The organism is Microcoleus sp. POL10_C6 (assembly GCF_036701585.1).
Classification (GTDB): Bacteria; Cyanobacteriota; Cyanobacteriia; order Cyanobacteriales; family Microcoleaceae; genus Microcoleus.
In genome coordinates this window covers 54,779-73,842 of the sequence record NZ_JAUBRB010000030.1, presented here as the reverse complement: position 1 = coordinate 73,842, position 19,064 = coordinate 54,779, and the positions used below count along the sequence as shown (strand labels likewise).

The 19,064-nt window shown below is 45.4% G+C and carries 15 protein-coding genes, 1 tRNA gene and 1 pseudogene; 9 read left to right on the top strand and 8 right to left on the bottom strand.

All coding sequences use genetic code 11. The annotated features are described in order from the left end of the window. Positions 1-433 (bottom strand): annotated as a pseudogene (locus QUA34_RS17890) (hypothetical protein); the annotation flags it as partial. A 1,149-nt stretch (positions 434-1,582) separates the two neighbouring features. On the opposite strand from QUA34_RS17890, the gene QUA34_RS17885 reads away from it, so the two are divergent. Beyond that, a complete protein-coding gene (locus QUA34_RS17885; RefSeq protein WP_333258473.1) occupies positions 1,583-1,825 on the top strand; it encodes a ChaB family protein in 243 nt (80 codons plus the stop codon). A gap of 223 nt (positions 1,826-2,048) precedes the next feature. Here QUA34_RS17885 and QUA34_RS17880 read toward each other — a convergent pair whose 3' ends face one another. Further along, the gene (locus QUA34_RS17880) at positions 2,049-2,681 is read right to left on the bottom strand and encodes a hypothetical protein (protein WP_333388752.1); all 633 of its coding nucleotides are present in this window, start codon (positions 2,679-2,681) and stop codon (positions 2,049-2,051) included. 251 nt (positions 2,682-2,932) lie between these two features. Here QUA34_RS17880 and QUA34_RS17875 point away from each other — a divergent pair, with 251 nt between their 5' ends. Next, positions 2,933-3,652: an SAM-dependent methyltransferase gene (locus tag QUA34_RS17875; RefSeq protein WP_333321735.1), complete on the top strand. Its 720-nt coding sequence runs from the start codon at positions 2,933-2,935 to the stop codon at positions 3,650-3,652. A 177-nt stretch (positions 3,653-3,829) separates the two neighbouring features. On the opposite strand, the gene QUA34_RS17870 is transcribed toward QUA34_RS17875, so the two are convergent. After that, on the bottom strand, positions 3,830-4,930 hold the full coding sequence (locus QUA34_RS17870; protein WP_333321733.1) for an iron-containing redox enzyme family protein: 1,101 nt from the start codon (positions 4,928-4,930) through the stop codon (positions 3,830-3,832). Between the two features lie 336 nt (positions 4,931-5,266). Beyond that, positions 5,267-7,021, bottom strand: coding sequence for an AAA-like domain-containing protein (locus tag QUA34_RS17865; RefSeq protein ID WP_333388748.1), 1,755 nt, complete (start codon positions 7,019-7,021; stop codon positions 5,267-5,269). Between the two features lie 175 nt (positions 7,022-7,196). Between QUA34_RS17865 and QUA34_RS17860 the strand changes: the two genes are divergently transcribed. From QUA34_RS17860 to QUA34_RS17835, 6 genes are all read left to right on the top strand, one after another. After that, positions 7,197-7,742, top strand: a complete 546-nt coding sequence (locus QUA34_RS17860; RefSeq protein ID WP_333388745.1) for an NfeD family protein — start codon at positions 7,197-7,199, stop codon at positions 7,740-7,742. 122 nt (positions 7,743-7,864) lie between these two features. Next, positions 7,865-8,425 (top strand): SPFH domain-containing protein, encoded by a 561-nt coding sequence (locus tag QUA34_RS17855; protein WP_333388742.1) that lies wholly within the window; start codon positions 7,865-7,867, stop codon positions 8,423-8,425. A gap of 116 nt (positions 8,426-8,541) precedes the next feature. Continuing rightward, the gene (locus QUA34_RS17850; RefSeq protein ID WP_333388739.1) at positions 8,542-9,063 is read left to right on the top strand and encodes a type IV pilin-like G/H family protein; all 522 of its coding nucleotides are present in this window, start codon (positions 8,542-8,544) and stop codon (positions 9,061-9,063) included. Between the two features lie 107 nt (positions 9,064-9,170). Further along, positions 9,171-9,686 (top strand): type IV pilin-like G/H family protein, encoded by a 516-nt coding sequence (locus QUA34_RS17845; protein ID WP_333321720.1) that lies wholly within the window; start codon positions 9,171-9,173, stop codon positions 9,684-9,686. Positions 9,687-9,705: 19 nt separating this feature from the next. Beyond that, on the top strand, positions 9,706-12,519 hold the full coding sequence (locus tag QUA34_RS17840; RefSeq protein WP_333388736.1) for an LpqB family beta-propeller domain-containing protein: 2,814 nt from the start codon (positions 9,706-9,708) through the stop codon (positions 12,517-12,519). 125 nt (positions 12,520-12,644) lie between these two features. Continuing rightward, positions 12,645-13,703 (top strand): potassium channel protein, encoded by a 1,059-nt coding sequence (locus QUA34_RS17835; protein ID WP_333388733.1) that lies wholly within the window; start codon positions 12,645-12,647, stop codon positions 13,701-13,703. A 478-nt stretch (positions 13,704-14,181) separates the two neighbouring features. On the opposite strand, the gene QUA34_RS17830 is transcribed toward QUA34_RS17835, so the two are convergent. Then, a tRNA-Thr gene (locus QUA34_RS17830) sits at positions 14,182-14,253 on the bottom strand. A 94-nt stretch (positions 14,254-14,347) separates the two neighbouring features. Then, positions 14,348-16,135 carry a pyruvate kinase gene (gene pyk / locus QUA34_RS17825; protein WP_333388731.1) on the bottom strand — a complete coding sequence of 596 codons (1,788 nt, stop codon included), beginning with the start codon at positions 16,133-16,135 and terminating at the stop codon, positions 14,348-14,350. Positions 16,136-16,566: 431 nt separating this feature from the next. Between pyk and crtR the strand changes: the two genes are divergently transcribed. Beyond that, a complete protein-coding gene (gene crtR, locus QUA34_RS17820; protein ID WP_333388729.1) occupies positions 16,567-17,457 on the top strand; it encodes a beta-carotene hydroxylase in 891 nt (296 codons plus the stop codon). A 160-nt stretch (positions 17,458-17,617) separates the two neighbouring features. Here crtR and aroH read toward each other — a convergent pair whose 3' ends face one another. Together aroH and sppA are read right to left on the bottom strand one after the other, a co-directional pair. Further along, positions 17,618-18,043: a chorismate mutase gene (gene aroH, locus QUA34_RS17815; RefSeq protein WP_333321715.1), complete on the bottom strand. Its 426-nt coding sequence runs from the start codon at positions 18,041-18,043 to the stop codon at positions 17,618-17,620. A 122-nt stretch (positions 18,044-18,165) separates the two neighbouring features. Continuing rightward, a complete protein-coding gene (gene sppA / locus QUA34_RS17810; protein WP_333321714.1) occupies positions 18,166-18,984 on the bottom strand; it encodes a signal peptide peptidase SppA in 819 nt (272 codons plus the stop codon). Positions 18,985-19,064: the final 80 nt, after the last annotated feature.

Below are 19,064 nucleotides of genomic sequence, written 5' to 3'. Positions count from 1 at the left end.
TACCCGTTGTACCGCTTGTACCGGTGCCACTCGTACCCGTTGTACCGCTTGTACCGGTGCCACTCGTACCCGTTGTACCGCTTGTACCGGTGCCACTCGTACCCGTTGTATCGCTTGTACCGCTTGTACCGATGCCACTCGTACCGCTGGTACCGGTTGTATCCGTGCCAGTCGTACCGCTTGTACCACTTGTGCCAGTACCGCTTGTACCGCTTGTGCCAGTACCGCTTATACCCGTGCCAGTTGTACCGGTACCGCTTGTACCGCTTGTACCGCTTGTGCCTGTGCCGGCACCGCCGCCAGCACCGCCGCCAGCACCGCCGCCGCCAGCACCGCCCGACTGGGCTGAAGCAGGCAGTGCTAAGGAAACCGTTGCTAAACCTAAAGTACAAGCGCTTGCTAAAACAACTTTCAACAATTTAGAAGATTTCATGGTAATGCTTGCTTTTGCATAGAGTGCTGCGATCGCTTGTGATGCCAAAACAGCAGGGTCAACTTGACAGCGTAACGTGCAAATTTTATAACCTTTGCTGCGGGATAATGAAGGTAAGGGAGCAAATTTAGTCCCGTTGCCTCGATGATTTTTTCCTGATTAATTACACCGCTACGTTAACAGTTTATAAGCTATTACGTATGCTTCAACTTCGCCATTCATCTTTAGGAATATTTGACAAAATGGCTTTTTATTTCAGGTGGTGGATGAAATTTGATTGAGCGGCAGACTAGCTAAATTAAAATTTGTATACGGGGGATAAAAAGCTGGTTGATCTGAAAAATTTTGGGTTGAGTAACGAGACATATACGCATCAACCGGCTTTCTGAGACAAGGGCGCTGATATTCCTATAAATTTTCCCCGGCTGCTGGTGCTTTGAGGCAGAAATTCTGGATTTTGTCACCGTCACTTTTGGGTTAGCACTCCGCCAGATGAGTTAGTTTAAAATTTTTTTGATCGCTATTTTTTCTTAACTTGCTGCTGACAATTTTGCCCCTGGTAGCATACAGCTCAAACTTTCTCAGGAAACTAAATTATCTCAAAACGCCGATCGCTCTGAGTAGCCCGAACACCTACAACCCCGAAACAGCAAGGCTTTTGACTGGGCTTTGACTTGCGTTAAACAGGAAGGCGAACTGAGGGCTATCCGAGTCTAGCCCATGCGACATTAAATTAAGCAGGGGTGGCGCACTCGTGAGAATTGCTTGTGAGTGCGATCGGCTAAACTCTCCTATAGTAAAGCCAAAACTATGCCAGATAGCGCTTATTCCCTAACACATTTCACAAGCAGACCTCAACTAGGCTGTATCGAATTATTGCCAGAATTCGCTATCTAATTTTCATCTCTATTTATAAATTTGCAAGTGAAAAAGCCCAAATCCGATTAAGGGCTGTTTCAGAAAATAAATTACCCAAATACGGCTGAACCTGCAACGGCAAGTCAATGGCCTTAGCCGCTCAGAATAAATTTAATATTACATCTGTCCTAGGAATGATAAAAATCCGGTTTAAAACTTGCTTTTAGAGAGAGGAAAGTAGTTGCTTCTCGTATATAAGATTAAATTTATGTTTAATAATTAGAGGTCATTATGCCAGAACAACAATTTGACACCTTACCTTCAGAAGCACAAGAACTCCCCCAAGGAGCTAAACAAATTTTTCAGGCTGCTTTTAAGAGCGCTAGCGAAGATGGAATGAGCGCAGATGGTGCTACTAGCGTTGCTTGGAACAGTGTAAAATCTGAATATGTTAAAGGCGAAGGTGGCACGTGGCATCACAAGGGCGACGATACTAACCAAACCCGCAAATCTGTACAGTCTGGTGGCAATTAGTTATCAGCAATCAGTAATATCGTGTCCGCTAACATAACCCCTATCCGTTGTGTAGTGAGGGCTTCATTCCTCAAATTTTGATGAGAACGAAGAATTATTACTACCAACCAATTGCAGTGACGTTATTCTAGCGGGCATGATATCATCATTCATGAGCAATGTACTCATCACTTGTGGTTAATGCTTTACGTTGATAGTTGTTAGAATCGCGGTGGTATAGAAGTTAATGCAGCCTGTTAATAGGCTGGCGCATATCCCATTGCAGTTCGGCTAAAACGAGCAAGCTAAATACCATTACGGTTCCAGTAAAGAGGAAAGACCAACCGCCAGTGTAAGGCAAAATTAAAATCCCCAACAGGTGAAATAAACTTGCTGCTAAAAGCGCGCGCGATCGCACTGCAAATCCAGTCCCTAAATACCCTATTCCGCTCAGGCCCAACCACAGGGTACAGAGATTCGCCAACACTTTTCCCCAACTGAGAAAAATTGCTAAATCGGTCAGCAACAATCCTAATAACATTAGTATTACCCAACCGTAAAGCACCCAAATCAGGCGTTCTATTTTGACCCAAGAGTATGTCATGCTTACCATTGCTGCTGTACCTACGAGGCTGAGGGCTGACCACAAACCAGCTTGCAGCATCCAACTCACCGAAAAAAATTGTGCTGTGCCGAAGATGGCTATTAACAGCAAGCTCCACAGCAAGCAAGTTCGATCGAGACAAGTGTAAAATTGTGAATAAAATCGATCTTTGCCAAGGGGAAACTGAACCTGCCAAAGCCCTTCTAACTCCTGAACCTCAATGTTAATCTGTTTCCGGCGCAGAGGCGGAACTGAATAATTAAAAAAGCTCATATCTGACACTTTTAAAACTTACAATTATTTGCTTAGGTACTATCTCACCAGCAATCGCTATAATTGCAATCTGTCAATCGGATTAATCTAGTTAATTGTAGAATCTGTCGGCAGTAATAGTTATTTGCTCGCACGAGATCAAACAGGAAGAGAGAGATTGCAGAGGAGTTTGATAAAATAGCTCTTGCGACAGATGGCTGGGATATTACTTATTCGATACTTTTAAAATAGTCAACTTTGTTACAGAATTTATGCTCACTTCATCCCATCCTCTCAAACAGGTATTCCACTGCCCGGAAGAATCGGATTTTTACGCGCACTGCTTGGAAAGTTTAGTGTTAAATGCTAGTGACAATTCTCGACTTATCGTAGAGTTTGGTTCAGGAGAGGGAAGTCCAGTTATTAAGTCTTTGCTGAGAAGTGATTTTGATGGGACAATACAGGGATTTGAGCTAAATAATGTAGCTTGGAAAATTGCTCAGTCTCAAATTAAAGAATATCAACTCAGCGAAAAATACACCGTCAACAATTGCTCTTTTTTTGATTCGCCTTTATACGAGTCGGCGGATTGTGTCATCTCAAATCCCCCTTACTTGCCTGCGGTAGATGATAAAATCTACCAGCCACTGTTGCACGGCGGGAATGATGGTTGTACAATTGCTAAGAAACTTTTATCTTTGGGCAGCGATGAAGTTTTGCTGATGGTTTCTAGCTATTCTAATCCTGTGGGTTTGATCGATTATGCCTTGGATCGAGGCTACTCGGTTGCGAATTTTGAAATTGCACCTTTAACTTTTGGCTATTATAGTTCGGAACCCAAAGTGAAAAGCGCGATCGCCACTCTCAGAGAACAGGGAATGGCTTTTTATACGGAAAATATCTATCTGCTGGCTGGAGTTTTGTTTAAGAAGCACCAAAAGTCGCAAAGAGATTTGTCGATCGAGCTCATTCAGTTAATGACAGCATTGTGAAATACAGCGCTGGCAGGTGCATCTTGCGTGTTCCACCATTGTCAGCAACAGACAAGATGCCTGTTCCACAAGAAATACACTTTTTGTGGAACAGGCATCTTGCCTGTTGCTCAAAGGCTTATTGAGAAAGGTGCAAGATCTAGGGTGCATCCAAGACTTATGCACCCTAAATAGCCGTTAATTCCGTTCTGTGGCTTTGATCGATCGCACCACAGCAGCCCCAGCCCGATCGCCGATCGACTTCTCCTGATCGTACCCCAACACCAGTTCCCAAGCCTCCTGTGGGTATCTATCAACCAGCGGGATCGCCACTTCATCCAACATCCAGCGGCCGTGACGCTCATCTTCTTTGATGTGCAGTTCCCAATAACCCATCGCAGCCTGCGACAGGCCCAGACGCTGGGCGGCGGCTAGATAATTGCGGTAAGCCACGGGCCCCGCGACCTCAAAATAAGTGAGTCCACCGTTGTAGCGCAGAAAATGGCGCTTGCGTTCCGTCAGCAGAAAGTTGTGATTAATGCTTGCGAGCACTTGCCAAGGCACTAAATCGAAGTACGCTTCGGGTTCCGTACTCATCCCGAATTCAGCCAGCATTTGGGCAAAAAAGGTCGAATGCTTGCGGGGGAGACGACCGCCGCCGTATTCTTCGATCAGCACTCGCGTAAGGGTGCACTGAATTTCGTTGCCGGCACCGCCGATGATGCGAGAAACACGGCTGGCTTCCACTAAACCGTCGAAGGAGGCGATCGCCAGCAGGTGTTTGTATCCCTCTTCAGTCATGTGTTCGCGCAAATAGCGATCGAGCTCAGTTAGCGGAGGATCGACATCGGCGGCCGCGCGATCGCGCAGGGCTTGCTTGACATCCGGCAATTTTTGCAGCGCTGCAATGTCGAGTTGTGCGATTTCCCACTGCTGCCAAGGTTCCTCAATGCGATCGCGCACGGAACGCAAATAGTGCGATCGCTCGTTGTTGTAGCGGCGCAAATCATCGTACCAAAACAAGTTGAGGCGGTTGATACGGTAAAGTACGCGCTGCAAGAAGCGGTGAGCGGCCTCATCGCCCGGTTCCTGTTGGTAAGCTGCTTGAATTGCATAGGCGATCGCGCTTTCAAAATCGCTGACAAGTAACGGTTTTGTCGCCACCGTCTTGTCTAAATCCTCGACTTCTAGCAAATTGACAAATTGTCGATCGGCTGCTTCATAATTTGGGAGTACGGATTGCTTTTTGGAAAGAGTCCGCGAGTCTGAAGAAGGAAGTATGTCTATCGTGTTTTGCATGGAATCAAGTTATGCTAACTCTAATTATTGTGGTGCTGCCTGCCAAAACAGCCAACCGTTGCAGATTGCTGAGGATAATGGCTACTTAATTTCACGATACCGAATCCATCAGCCGCATACACCCTTCCATTGATAGAGATTTGACCGCTACCGCCTCATACCCTTTTCAACTTGTGAGTAAAGGTAACAACGTTTAGGCAATTGGTATTAACTTATATCAGGCATCATTCTCAATCACCTGTTTAGCAACGGGCAAGATGCCCGTTCCACAAGAAAATGGAGTTTTTGTGGAACGGGCATCTTGCCCGTTCTTGAAAACTGTACAACCTATGACTATCAACCTAGGCGATCGCCAAAATACTCCTGATACAACCGACATCTGGGAATGCAATGATTTCCATCCAATTTCACCAACCCCATACTATTTAACTTAAACCCCAATTCTGACCTCAATCTAACTGGCTGGGAAACACTCACAACCTCTCTCATCGCCTCCATTAATTCCGAATATTTCTCTAAATTCCATAAATGCCGCCGCAAATGATCGCTATAAATTCCCGCTTCAGTTGCAGATTCTTTCACTAACCGATCTAAAGTCACATCTTGACGCGAAAGATGATACATTCCTAGTCGCACTAAATAGGGATTTCCTCCCACTAGCGCCATCATTTCTGCCACTTCTGTATCACTCCAATTGATTCCGTGTCGCGCTGCTAAGTCTTGCACTTGCTGCGAATTAAACTCAGGCAAATCAATGGGCAGCCCCACATTAAACGGCGATTTATTCACATCCAGCGGGATATAAACTTCGGTCGAATGTACCACAATCAAACGCAATCTTTTCCAAATATCTCGCCGTTTTGCTTCTTCGTGTAAAGCTCGCAATAACCCAAAAAAATCGTCGGCAATTTCCGGTGATTCAAACAGGCGATCGCTCTCATCCAAGCCTAACGTCAGAGGTTTTGAGGATTCTGAAAGCAAATACTGTTCAAAATAAGCCTTGCAGCACTGATTGCTGCCAATCAAAGCGGCTAATTCCCAACACTTGGGCAACTGCTCCAGCATTCCTAACTCTTGACCGATGCTAGCACAAAACCACTGCAAAAATGTATCTGAATTAGCGAAGATTTTCCGATTGGCTAGCTGAAAACTCAGCGCTACCGTGCGAGAACCTTGCTGTTCTGCATGATGCAAAATCCTCGCCATCAAGGAAGTTTTGCCCATTTGTCTGGGTGCTTTTATGCGGATGAGGGCTCCCGGTTGGGCGATCGTCTCGTAACAGCGGGATTCGATCGGAGGGCGATCGATATAAAAACGAGAAGCTATTTCAACTTGTCCTCCCGGCAATTCTGGCGGCGCTGCTGGCAGGGGTTGAATTATTGACTGTTTGGTGCTAGTAATTGCGTTCCATTTTATAGCTAATTCATGCTCAGCAGTTAACGATGTGCGACCTTCTTTGATAATGGTTAAAATTTGTGATAATAACTTAAATGAGTCGCCAACACCGCGCCACAGCCAGGGCTGAATTCCTGCTAAATAGCTCAATAAATCGAAAGAAAGCGGTGTATTTGATGCAAGTAAAATCGGTAAAATTGCGGGTTTATGAGCAGTTGAATTGTGCAGTTCTTTGGCTAGCTGCACTTGTTCCAATATCATTTCGCTCGCGGCCGATTCTTGGGAAATCAGCAACAACAAATAATCGCAACGCTTTAAATATGAGCCTGAGTCGCTGGTGTTGTTAATAAAAAAGACCTCGTGGCCTCCCGCACTCAAAGCTTGGTGTAACTGCTGAGAAAGCGTATTGTGTGAGGTCGATCGGACGATCGCCACTTTGGCCCTCACCAGCAGTACCTCCTCTGGCTCTGAATTCGCCTCAAAATCGGCTATATCGCGCCATTCCTGCCCCAATCCGCGACAAATTTCGATGAAATTGGCATAATCCACAGGTTTGCCATTCAGAAAATGGCTGACTGTAGATTGGGCCATCCCTAAATCCTCAGCCAGAATTTTCTGACTGGGAAAGCCATTTCTCAGGAGACAGGATTTAACTGCGCGAATGCACTCTTCGCGCACCCTTAGCGATCGTGGCATTGCTTATCACAATCAAAACACTGAAACCATCATAAATGCCAACCGCCCCTAAAGTCGATGAAAAGTCGATGAAAAGTCGATGATTTTTCAAATAACTCAGTCGCCAACTCAAATAGCCACCTGATTAGATTAGAAATAACAAGGTTGAATCCCATCAAAACGAGGTAAAAGCATTGTGTATTCTATCCTAATTTGGTCGCTGGCATCAGCCACTAATCAACCAGGTTTCGCCTTCACCCCGCCCCTATTCTGGTTGCTGATCGGAGTTGTACTTAGTGCGATCGAGCTATTAATTATCAAAACTCAGCCCCAAAAATACAGATTTTACCTGCTAATGATGGGAGCTTCGGCTTTAATTGAAGCCTTTATTTTGTGGAGAGGATCTGTAGCATTTCAGTTTAGTTGGGCGAACATAATGTATGAAGATTTTGACTGGCAAATCTTCTACTGGATGGGGATAGCCCTCGCGCTGAGCATCTGGATTAGACCAATTTTTATTATTCGCAAAAAGTTTGTCATTCCCGAAGCAACGGAAGCGACAACTATCTCCGAAATTTTCCCCGGAGAAACCGGAATGGTGATTTATGAAGGGGCTTCTTGGAAAGCTCGCAACGAAGATTCCCAAGGGGCGATCGCACCCAGACAAAAAGTTTACGTTTTGCGCCGCGAAGGAAACACGCTGATTGTTGTACCTGACAGATTAATTCATATCAACAGCTAAATCTGAGTTAGCTCTTTTATGACTCGGCGATTGAAATCGCTTCTTGCCAAACAAAGTCCCTCTAAGAGACTAAGAAATCACTATCAAATGTCAACTGTCAACTATTTACCAGGAGATTCACTATGTATCAGTATTTTTTGACGGTATTGTTTGCCATCACCGGAGTATCCTTAGCCAACAGCGTAAAAATTGTCCGTCAAGGAGATGAGGCATTAGTTGAAATTTTCGGAAAGTATGATCGAAAAAAGCTCGAACCGGGTATAACATTTTTGATTCCCTTTGTCGAAACAGTCGCCTATAAACAAACTCTGCGCGAGCAAATTTTAAACTTGCCACCGCAAGAATGCACAACGCGCGATCGTGTGGCCATCAATGTTGATTTTATTGTGTACTGGCGAATCATTGACTTAGAAAAAGCTTCCTACAAAGTGCAGAATCTCAAGGAAGCGATGTTAAATATGCTGATTCTTTCAATTCGCACTCACCTTGCTAAATTATCTCTTGAGGAACTCTACACGGCTCGACATGAGATTAATAATGCTTTAGTGGAAGAGTTGGATACAACGACAGATCCTTGGGGTGTGAAGTTTACGAGAGTGGAATTGCGCGATTTTGCGATCGGCAGCAAAGTGGTTCAGCCAACATCCATTGACAGGAAAGAAGTACAAAAGCTGCGAGCTTAAGGATTAGTATTCCCTCGTTTTCCTCGTTACCAGGCTCTTCCTGGTAACGCAGATCCAGAGGTTCTGCCTCGCCGACTTTAATTCGCATTGTATATACCATCTAAGGAGACAAAACCATGACTAAAAATCAAGAATCAATAGTTCGCAATGCAGCTTCTCGCGGTTGCGGATGCTTATTACTTATAACTGGTATTGGAGTAATGAATGGGATAGCTGTGCCATTTTATCTAAATAAAACCAATAGAAGCAAGCAGGCGGAAGCAAAACAGTATGTTAGCTCAATTAACAAAGCTCAGCAAGCATATTTTGCCGAAAAAAGACTTTTTTCGAGTTCTGTTAATGCTTTGGAACTTGGGATAAAAACGGAGACAACAAATTACAAGTATTCAGTTCGCGTCACAAAGCAAACTGCTTTTAATTATGGAGTCTCCAAGCAACCACAACTTAAGAGTTATGTCGGCGGTGTCTTTCTAGTTCCTGTTAAAGAAGTTGAGCCCAAGGCTGCTAAAGATGAAATAATAACAACAATATCCATATTCTGCCAAGCTGATTCTCCCGGTACAATTAAACCAGCGGAACCCACCTATGAGAATGGTAAAATTGCTTGTGGCCAAGGCACAAGACAAGTGCCAAAATAATCTAACTATACGCAATATAATGACAGTCGATTACCAAGCTCAAATCGGCATTCAATTGAGATTTACCGGACTAAAGTCTTTACAACAAATAGAGAGAATACAAAACAATGAGTCAACAAAATTATAAATCAGCTAGCATTTCATTTGATGGTTGGGGACGCTTATTAGTTTTAATCGGGCTTGGAGTAATTGTTTCGTTCCCTGTGCGATTATTTCTGACTAGGGTTAGGATCGTAAAGGAATCGGAAGCCTACGAGTCTGTTAGCTCAATAAACCAATGTCAGCAAGCCTATTTTGCCGAAAAAAGTCTTTTTAGAACTTCTGTTAAAGCGTTAGGAATTGGCATTAAAACCGAGACAAAAACTTACCAATATTCACTACTGACCACAAAAACAGCAACATTTAATTATGGAGTCTCAAAGCAAAAAGACCTTAAAAGCTATGTCGGTGGTGTCTTTGTAATTCCTGCTACAAAAGTAGACTCAAATTCTTCTAAAAATACAATAACGACCACATCTATATTGTGCAAAGCTGATTCTCCTGGTACAATTAAACCACCAGAACCCACCAATCAAAATGGTAAAATTGCTTGTGCTACAGGCACTATAGAACTGAAAAACTAATCTAACTAGAGGCTAGATAATGACAGTCGATTACCAATATCAAATCGGCGGCAGTCTCCCGCAAAATGCACCTACTTATGTAGTGCGACAAGCTGACTCAGAACTTTATCAAGCCCTGAAAGCCGGAGAGTTTTGTTACGTGCTCAATTCCCGACAAATGGGCAAATCCAGTTTGCTGGTGCGAACTGTACAAAAACTCTCGGCTGATGGCATTGCCTGTGCTACGATCGACCTTTCGGACATTGGCAACCAGCAAGTCTCTCTAGATAAGTGGTACGGCGGTGTCGCTTACAAACTCTTGTGCAGCTTCAACCTGTTTAACCCCGTCGAGTTTATGGCTTGGTGGCGGGAGAGAGAGTTGATGCCGCCGGTGCAGCGTTTAGGAGAGTTAATTGAAGAATTGCTGCTGGTCAAAATTTCTCAAAACCTGGTCATTTTTATTGATGAAATTGATAGCGTTCTGAGTTTCCAAGAACCGCTAGATGATTTTTTTGCATTAATTAGATGTTGCTACAATAAACGCGCTCACTCTTCAGAATACCAGCGCATTACATTTGCTTTGCTGGGAGTAGCTACGCCATCGGATTTAATTAGCGATGCAACTCGCACACCCTTTAATATCGGTTTAGCTATTGAATTGCAGGGTTTTAAGTTACAGGAAGCTCTGCCTTTAGCAAAGGGGTTTGAGGGAAAAGTAGACAATCCTCAAGAGGTTTTAAAAGAGATTTTGGACTGGACTGGAGGACAGCCATTTCTGACTCAAAAGCTTTGCAAGCTGATTCTACACCATTTAAAAAGCTTAGCGCCCGCTTCTATTATATCAGATTCAACGGATGAAAGCCAAACTGAAAAAAATACTACAAATCACTTATTAATTAGCGAGATAGTGCAATCTAATATTATTGATAATTGGGAATCATCGGATGAACCGGTACACATCAAAACAATTCGCGATCGCCTTCTCAGAAGTCAGCACCACGCCAGTAGGTTATTAGGACTCTACCAAAAAATATTGCCACTTTCAGAACCCCCCGATTGTAGGGGCGATGCCCCCGTGCCCGCCCTGGTAGGAGGAATCTGGGCGGATGATACTCCCGAACAAACAGAATTGCGGCTGAGTGGGTTAGTAGTAAAACGAGCCGGCAAATTAACCGTATCCAACCGCATTTACGCAGCTATATTCAGCCATAGCTGGGTAGAAAAAGCGCTCGGCGACTTGCGCCCCTATGCTGAATCCCTAACAGCATGGATAGCTACAAATTGTCAAGACGAATCTCGCTTGTTGCGCGGTCAAGCACTGGAAGATGCGCGACAGTGGGCGGCAAATAAAAGCTTGAACACCCAAGATTATCAATTTTTAGGTGCGAGTCAAGAAGCGGAATTTGCCAAATTGCGCGATCGCGAAAAACAAACTCAAACAGAAATTGAACAACTGCGCCGCGAAAAAAAGTTACTAGAGGAACTAAGCGAAGCACAAAAGCAGAAAAAAGCGATTGCCGCTAAACTTTGGCGCGAGCAACAACTGAGAGTGCAAACAGTTACAGGAGCCGCAGCCATATTAATATCAATCCTGATAGTAGCTTTTTGGGTTAAACCGTCAATCGAAGAAAGAAACAACAAAATTCTCACTCTCATTTTGCTATCTGAAACGCTATTTGCTGCGGATAAAAAAGAAGAAGCTTTGCTAGAAAGCATCAGAGCTGTTACAGAAATGAAACGATCGCTCGGAGTGAGTTCAGATATTCAGATGCGAGTGGCGATCGCCCTCGAACAGGCAGTTTACAACTTTCGGGAACGCCGCCGCTTGCAGACTCAAGCCAGTACCCTTGCTTTCGCGAGTTTCAGTCCCGACAGTCAAACGATTGTGACTGCTACGGATGACAATTATATCAAACTTTGGCAAACTAATGGAAGTTTACAAGCAACATTAACAGGGCATACGGATAAAATTATCAGGGCCATCTTCAATCCTAGCAGTCAGATTATTGTCTCAGCAAGCGACGACCAAACTGTAAAAATTTGGCAAAAAAATGGCAAATTGATCCACAATTTAAAAGGACATAGCGCTCAAATAACAAGCGTCTCTTTGAGTCCAGATGGTAATATTATTGCTTCTGCCAGTGCCGATGGCACTGTTAAACTCTGGAAAATCAGCGGTGAAGAATTGTCAACTTTTCAAGTGGAGCGAGGTTGGATAACCAGCTTGAGTTTTAGCCCAGACGGTCAGATAATTGTTGCGGCTGGTACTGATGGCACTGTTAAACTTTGGAGTTTGAGAAAGGTTACGGAAAAATTGCAAAAACAGCAGTCAATCGCAGCCAGCACCGATATCAAATTGCTCAGAACTTTACAGATGGAAAGTGATAAAATTATGAGTGTAACTTTCAGTCCAGACGGAGCAATGCTCGCGACTGCAAGTGCTGGGGGAACTGCGAGAATTTGGAGCAAAGACGGCACACCGCTAAGTATTTTAAAGCATACAAGTGGAGTGACAAATATCAGCTTTAGTCCCGACAGTCAAATTTTGCTATCTGCAAGCACAGACAAAATGCTGAGGCTGTGGAACATTGACGGTACATTGCTCAAAACTTTAAAAGGTAACAAGGATGCTGTTTGGAGTGCGAGTTTTAGTCCAGACGGCAAAGCGATCGCTAGTGCTAGTGCTGACGGTACGGTAATGCTGTGGAATTTTAATCTTGACGATTTATTGCAGCAGGGTTGTCATGGAGTCCGCAATTATTTGCAGACAAATCCGATCGCAAATCAAAACAATCGCCACCTCTGCGACGGGATTGGAACTCAGTCCGAACTCACGCAAAAAAAACCGGGTTAAGATTCAAAATCTTGAGTTGGGCAGCAAAGTATTTGGCAAAAAACAGGCTTTTTGACCGCCCCTGCGTCTAGGGCTGATATCGTTAAAATTGGTAGCAGCTAATAGGTAATAGGTCAACCCGATCGGTGTATTCAACTCTAGAACAAAAGTACCAGCGCCTGCAAAAAGACTTAAGAAACGGAGTCATCGCCCTTGGTGGCATTTTATGCATAGGTACTCTCTGGTATTGGCAGGTGGAAAAATGGTCTTTGCTCGATGCCGCTTACATGACAGTCTTTACCCTAGCAACTGTAGGCTACGGTGAACTTCAGCCCCTCGGTCAACGCGGGCGAATGTTTACCATATGCCTGATTTTGATGGGCGTGATTGTGATTGGTTTCATCGTCAACCGCTTTACAGAAGCGCTGATTGAAGGATATTTTCAAGAAGGAGCAAGAATTAGGCAGCAGCGACGATTGGTAGATTCTTTGATCGGGCATTACATTCTCTGCGGTTTTGGGCGTACTGGCCGCCAAATTGCCTTGGAATTTCAGGCCGAAAACATCTCTTTTGTGGTGATAGATTCGGCAGTACATTCGGTTGAGTCAGCTTTGGCACTGGGGTACACGGCTGTCCAAGGAGACGCAACTTTAGACGAAATTTTACTGAGTGTGGGGATCGATCGCGCAATTTGCATAGTAGCAGCTTTGCCTTCGGATGCCGAGAATTTATACACTGTCATGTCAGCCAAAACTCTGAATCCGAAGGTACGGGCGATCGCCCGCGCCACCACAGAAGAGGCGGTAAAGAAGTTGCAGCGGGGCGGCGCCGATGCCGTTGTATCCCCCTACATTACCGGGGGAAAACGCATGGCGGCGGCAGCTTTGCGGCCTCAAGTTATGGATTTTTTAGATGGTGTTTTGACGGGCACCGAGAGTTCTTTTTACATGGAAGAATTTTTGGTCGATCCCAATAGTTGTGTCTACGTTGGGGAAACTTTGAGAAATGCCAAGTTGCGATCGCAATCGGGGGCCTTGGTTTTAGCAGTGCGGCGCGCTGGCGGGACTTTGATTGTCGGGCCTACCGGAGAAACTGCGATCGAAGGAGGAGATACGCTGATTTGTTTGGGTACTGGTGAGCAACTGCGAACTCTCAATCAAATCCTCAGTCCCCTGAGTTTTCGCATCCCCCGGCCTCCAAAGTAATACGATGTCATATCAATTCCAGTTGCACTCCTCTTGATTGTTGATTGTTGACTGTTGACAGTTGACTGTTGACTGTTGAAGGAGGGGTCGAAAAACTGAATTGTTGACTGCTGACTGTTGACTCGATTTTATTATTTCAATGCAACCGGAAATGATATGATATCAAATCCGTTGGCATCGTCCTGTATTCATCTCTCTCTTCCCTTTCTCTGTATCCTCTGTGTCAAGAGCGGTTTCATCATTCCGATACAACCGGAATTGATATGACAACTGACTGTTTGGACATTTGAACAATACCGATGCAACCGGAAACGATATGATTGAAAAAATTCATAATCTCCACCACACAAGGATTTAGGGCAAATAAAAATGCTCTCGGCAAAGTAACCGAGAGCATTTTTGAGCAGTTAAACTGCGTTTTGATCACAGTTTGAGCTCAATCATAGACAAGTCATAGACAAAAATCGCCCAAACCCAAAGCCGATGGTGGGATTTGAACCCACGACCGTTCGATTACGAATCGAATACTCTACCCCTGAGCTACATCGGCACAGACAATTTTGAATTATAGCACAACCTAAGCGAAAAAAGCAAGGAGTTGTAGAATTTAATTCAAAACTCCACAACTCCTAGCTCACCAACAGTTAAACGGTCACTTCCGCGTCAGTTGAGCCGCCTCTGGCCCCGGAATAAACCAAACCCCGCTGCATATCCAGCGTCAGCATAGTTCCGTCCCGAATTACGCGCGTGGCATTCTTGACGCCCACCATCACCGGCACGCCCAAGCGCAAACCGATAATCGCCGCGTGAGAAGTCAAACTGTCCTCCTCCGTCACCACACCTGCGGCTTTCCGAATCATCTCCACAAAAGCGACGCTTGTGTGTTCCACTACCAAAATTTCTCCAGGGTGGAAATTGCCTACATCGGCCGCAGTGCGAGCAACCCTGGCCAGGCCACTCACCGATCCCAAACCGACACCGGTGCCTTTGCCTAAAACTGCTGTCACTACTTCAACTTTGATCAAATCCGTCGATCCGGCAACCCCTTGCAGAGTACCGGCGGTCATCACCACTAAATCTCCGTCGGACACTAACTCTTTTTCCTGGGCGACTGTCATGGCAGAGTGAAATGTCTGGCCGGTGGAGGGCAAATCCAACACCAGCAAGGGTTTTACTCCCCATACTAATTGCAGTTGTCGGGCTACGTCTACGTGAGGAGTAACTGCCAAAATCGGAGTTTTGGGTCGGAACTTCGAGACATTTCGGGCTGTGGCGCCGGTTTTGGTCAGCGTCATGATGGCAGCGGCGTTCAACTGTTCGGAGATTTGGCTGACTGCTTGGCTGATACCGTTGGGGATCGATCGACCAATATCTTCTACATTCCTAATATTCCGCTTAATTCCTTCCTTCTCCATCCGCACCGCAATTCTTGCCATCGTCGCCACCGCTTCGACGGGGAACTTGCCGACAGCAGTTTCATTAGATAGCATCACTGCATCAGTTCCGTCAAGAATCGCGTTGGCCACGTCGGAAATCTCGGCGCGGGTGGGACGGGGATTGTTGACCATGCTGTCGAGCATCTGGGTAGCGGTAATTACCGGAATGCCCAGGCGGTTGGAGGTAGCAATCAGGCGCTTTTGCAAAATCGGCACGTCTTCGGCGGGTAGTTCCACGCCCAAATCGCCGCGGGCGACCATCACGCCGTTGCAAAGGGTGAGAATTTCCTCCATTTGTTCGATCGCCTCGTGCTTTTCGATCTTGGCAATCACCGGTACCTGCTTGCCCGCACTGGCAATGAGCTCTTTAATTTCGAGCACATCTTGGGGATTCCGCACAAAGCTCAGGGCCACCCAATCGACACCTTGGTCGAGGCCGAACATTAAATCTTTGCGGTCTTTATCAGTCAGCGCTTTAATTGACAGGTAAACTCCCGGAAAATTCACGCCTTTGTTGTTGGAAAGCGGCCCGCCGACTACGACGCGGCAGTACAATTCCCGCGCCGCGCGGTCTACTTTTTCGACCAGCATTTCGACTTTGCCGTCGTCAAGCAGAATCACTGAGCCCTCTGGAACTTCGTCTGCTAGGGGGTCGTAGGTGACGGAAGAAATGAGCTCGGTACCTGGAACTTGGCGACTGGTGAGAATGAAAGGATCGCCGTTTTTGACAACTATAGAGCCTGTCTCAAAGCGCCCTAAACGAATTTTCGGGCCTTGGAGGTCTTGGAGGATGGCAACCGGCTGGTTGAGTTCAAAGGATGTTTGCCGGATTAAGCGAATGCTGCGCTGGTGGTCTTCTTCTGTTCCGTGGGAAAAGTTGAGTCGCAAAGTTGTGGCACCTGCTTCTATGAGCTGGCGCAGCACTTGTGGGTCAGAAGTTGCTGGGCCAATGGTGGCGACGATTTTAGTCCGGCGTAGGGCTTTTGGCAATTGCATCAGCGGTGTTCTGGGGAGGCAGGTGGATTTCTTGTTTAAATTTCGGCTAACGTTTCATCTTTGCACTACAAGCAATGACGCTAGTCTCAACTCTTAAAAATTTTGATAGTCGTCAAAAAAGTAGGTATTGAACAATATATAGAATATCTGACTTTTTACCGATCGGTAATCTTTTCTTGGGGAGCGCTCTTTTTTGCAAATTTTTCGCTCTCAGGCTTGACATAAATACAGACATACCCATTTATTTTATTTGGTCTGCTGAGCTCTTGTGGCTACTCTAGCACTGGTATCCTTGTACAACAGCAATACTTTTTTGCTTGTGCAGACGTTTGTGTCTGGCGATCGAACTCTGTTCTTTCATAAAACTTTACTATTGTCCGGCTTGTATCTTATACTACGCAAGTGTGAAATATTAAGGAGTCTTAACAAAGATGTCGGAGGCAGGACGGCCGCTGACAGTGCCGAAAGAGTTTCTGAGTCCTCCCGGTGACTTTAATCCGACACTGCTGCTGTTTTTGAGTGCAGTAGCGATTATCGTGATTTCTTACTTGGGTTTCTGGTATTGGGAATGGCCCCAATGGTGCTGTTTTTTATTGAACGTGTTGGCTTTGCACATGGCTGGAACTGTGATTCACGATGCGTCTCACAATGCGGCCCATCGCGATCGCACGATCAATGCTATTTTGGGACACGGTAGCGCGCTGATGTTGGGTTTTGCTTTTCCGGTGTTTACACGGGTACATATGCAGCATCACGCCCATGTCAATGACCCAGATAACGATCCAGACCATTATGTTTCTACGGGCGGGCCTTTGTGGTTGATTGCTGCGAGGTTTTTTTACCACGAGATTTTCTTTTTTAAGCGCAAACTGTGGCGGAAATACGAATTATTGGAATGGTTTCTCAGCCGTTTGTTTGTGATCGCGATCGTGTATATCTCGATTCAATACGGCCATTTAGATTACGTCCTGAATTTTTGGTTTTCTCCGGCTTTGGTGGTGGGGTTGGCCTTGGGGTTATTTTTTGATTATTTGCCGCACCGTCCGTTTCACGAGCGCGATCGCTGGAAAAATGCCAGAGTATATCCGAGTCCGATTCTGAATATCTTAATTTTGGGGCAGAATTATCATCTGATCCATCACTTGTGGCCTTCGATTCCTTGGTACAATTACAAGCCTGCTTATGAGGCTGTCAAGCCGCTGTTAGATGAAAAGGGTTCTCCTCAAACTTTGGGAATATTGGAAGGGAAAAAGGACTTTTGGAGTTTTATATATGACATTTTTTTAGGGATTAGGCTGCATCACAAGAAAGCGTCTGATTGACAAAAAACCCGGCTTCTCAAAGAAACCGGGTTTTTTTCTAATAAAAGCTTTTAAGCATATATCCCCAGGGCAGGTTTTGTCCTGTATCAAGTCCCGTCGTAAAAAATAAACCCACCTGTAATGGTGAGTTAACTTTTAAATCAAGCCCAAAGTGAATCTATTATTTTTCCCCAGCCACCGCCACCGCTAAATTCCTATCGGGACGCAAATTTTGAGCTCCCCGCAAATAAGGATGATAAATTTCAGTATGTGCCGGCCAATTGACGTGAATTAAAAACCGAATGCAGCGTTCCAAAGCACCTTCAACGTGCATTTGCTGTACGTCCAACAAAGGAACATTGCACCAGTGAGAACGTTCGCGGGCGATCGCGGCCGGAAACACAGCATCTAAATCGCGAGTAGCAGAAAACGTAGCACTAATAATTAAATCTGGATTTATATCATTTTTTGCTTCTAATTCATCTAACAATTCTCTCACCGCTTCTCGAATTGCTGCCACCGAATTCTCGCTAGCAGTTGTTGCCCCACGAATCCCCCGCACTTGCCACTCCACGCAAATTTCCTCCATATTTTTGTTATTAGTCATTAGTCAGTTGTCAGTTGCTAGTTGTCAGTTGCTAGTTGTCAGTTGCTAGTTACAATTACCCATTACTAATTACCAATTACCACTGTCAACTGACTACTGCCAACTGCCAACTGACTATTTAATCACGGGCGATACATCCACAGCGGCAAACCGCTAGTAGAAAGCTCGAATTCCAGCAAATTATTGTAAGCTGAAAGCCCGGATATATCCAGACTACTCCCCAAGACACGATTTAGGAAAGGTTTTTGTTTTTCTAGCGTGCAAGACTCGGTTTTTTCCGGGTCGAGGCCTGCGAGTTCGGCGGCAAGGCGGCGAGCGTCCTCTTCTGTTCCCAGTCGATCGACCAAACCCAATTCTAAGGCTTGCTGACCGGTAAAAACCCGACCATCGGCAAAACTTTTCACGTTTTCAACGGTCAATTTCCGGGCTTCAGCAACGGTTCCCACGAATTGCTGGTAGCTGGTGTCGATCAAGTCTTGCAGAATTTGCTGTTCAGGATCTGTCAATTCTCGATCGAATGCCAAGATATCTTTATACGGCCCCGATTTAATCACCTGAAAAGAAACGCCTACTTTTTCTAACAGCCGTTCTAGATTGTTGCCCCGGATAATCACACCAATGCTGCCAGTAATTGTACCGGGATTGGCAACGATATGCTCGGCTCCCATGCCGATGTAAACTCCGCCAGAAGCTGAAATATTGCCGAAACTGGCGACAATTTTGACTTTTTCGCGCAAACGCTTGAGTGCGCTGTAAATTTCCTGGGAATCGCCGACAGTGCCGCCGGGGCTGTCTATCCGCAGCAGCAAGGCGGGAAATTTGCGTTCTTCAACGGTTTTGAGAGCTTCTAGGACTCGTTTACGGGTTTCTCCGGCAATGGCGCCGGTGATTTCGATACGGGCGATTTGTTTGCGGTAGCGAGGCTTGAATGGCCAAATCATGGGCAGTGTACAGGCAATGTTACGGATTTTTGTAGCTAACTTCTTATAGTGTGCCTTATTCATCGGGGTAGATGTTGTGC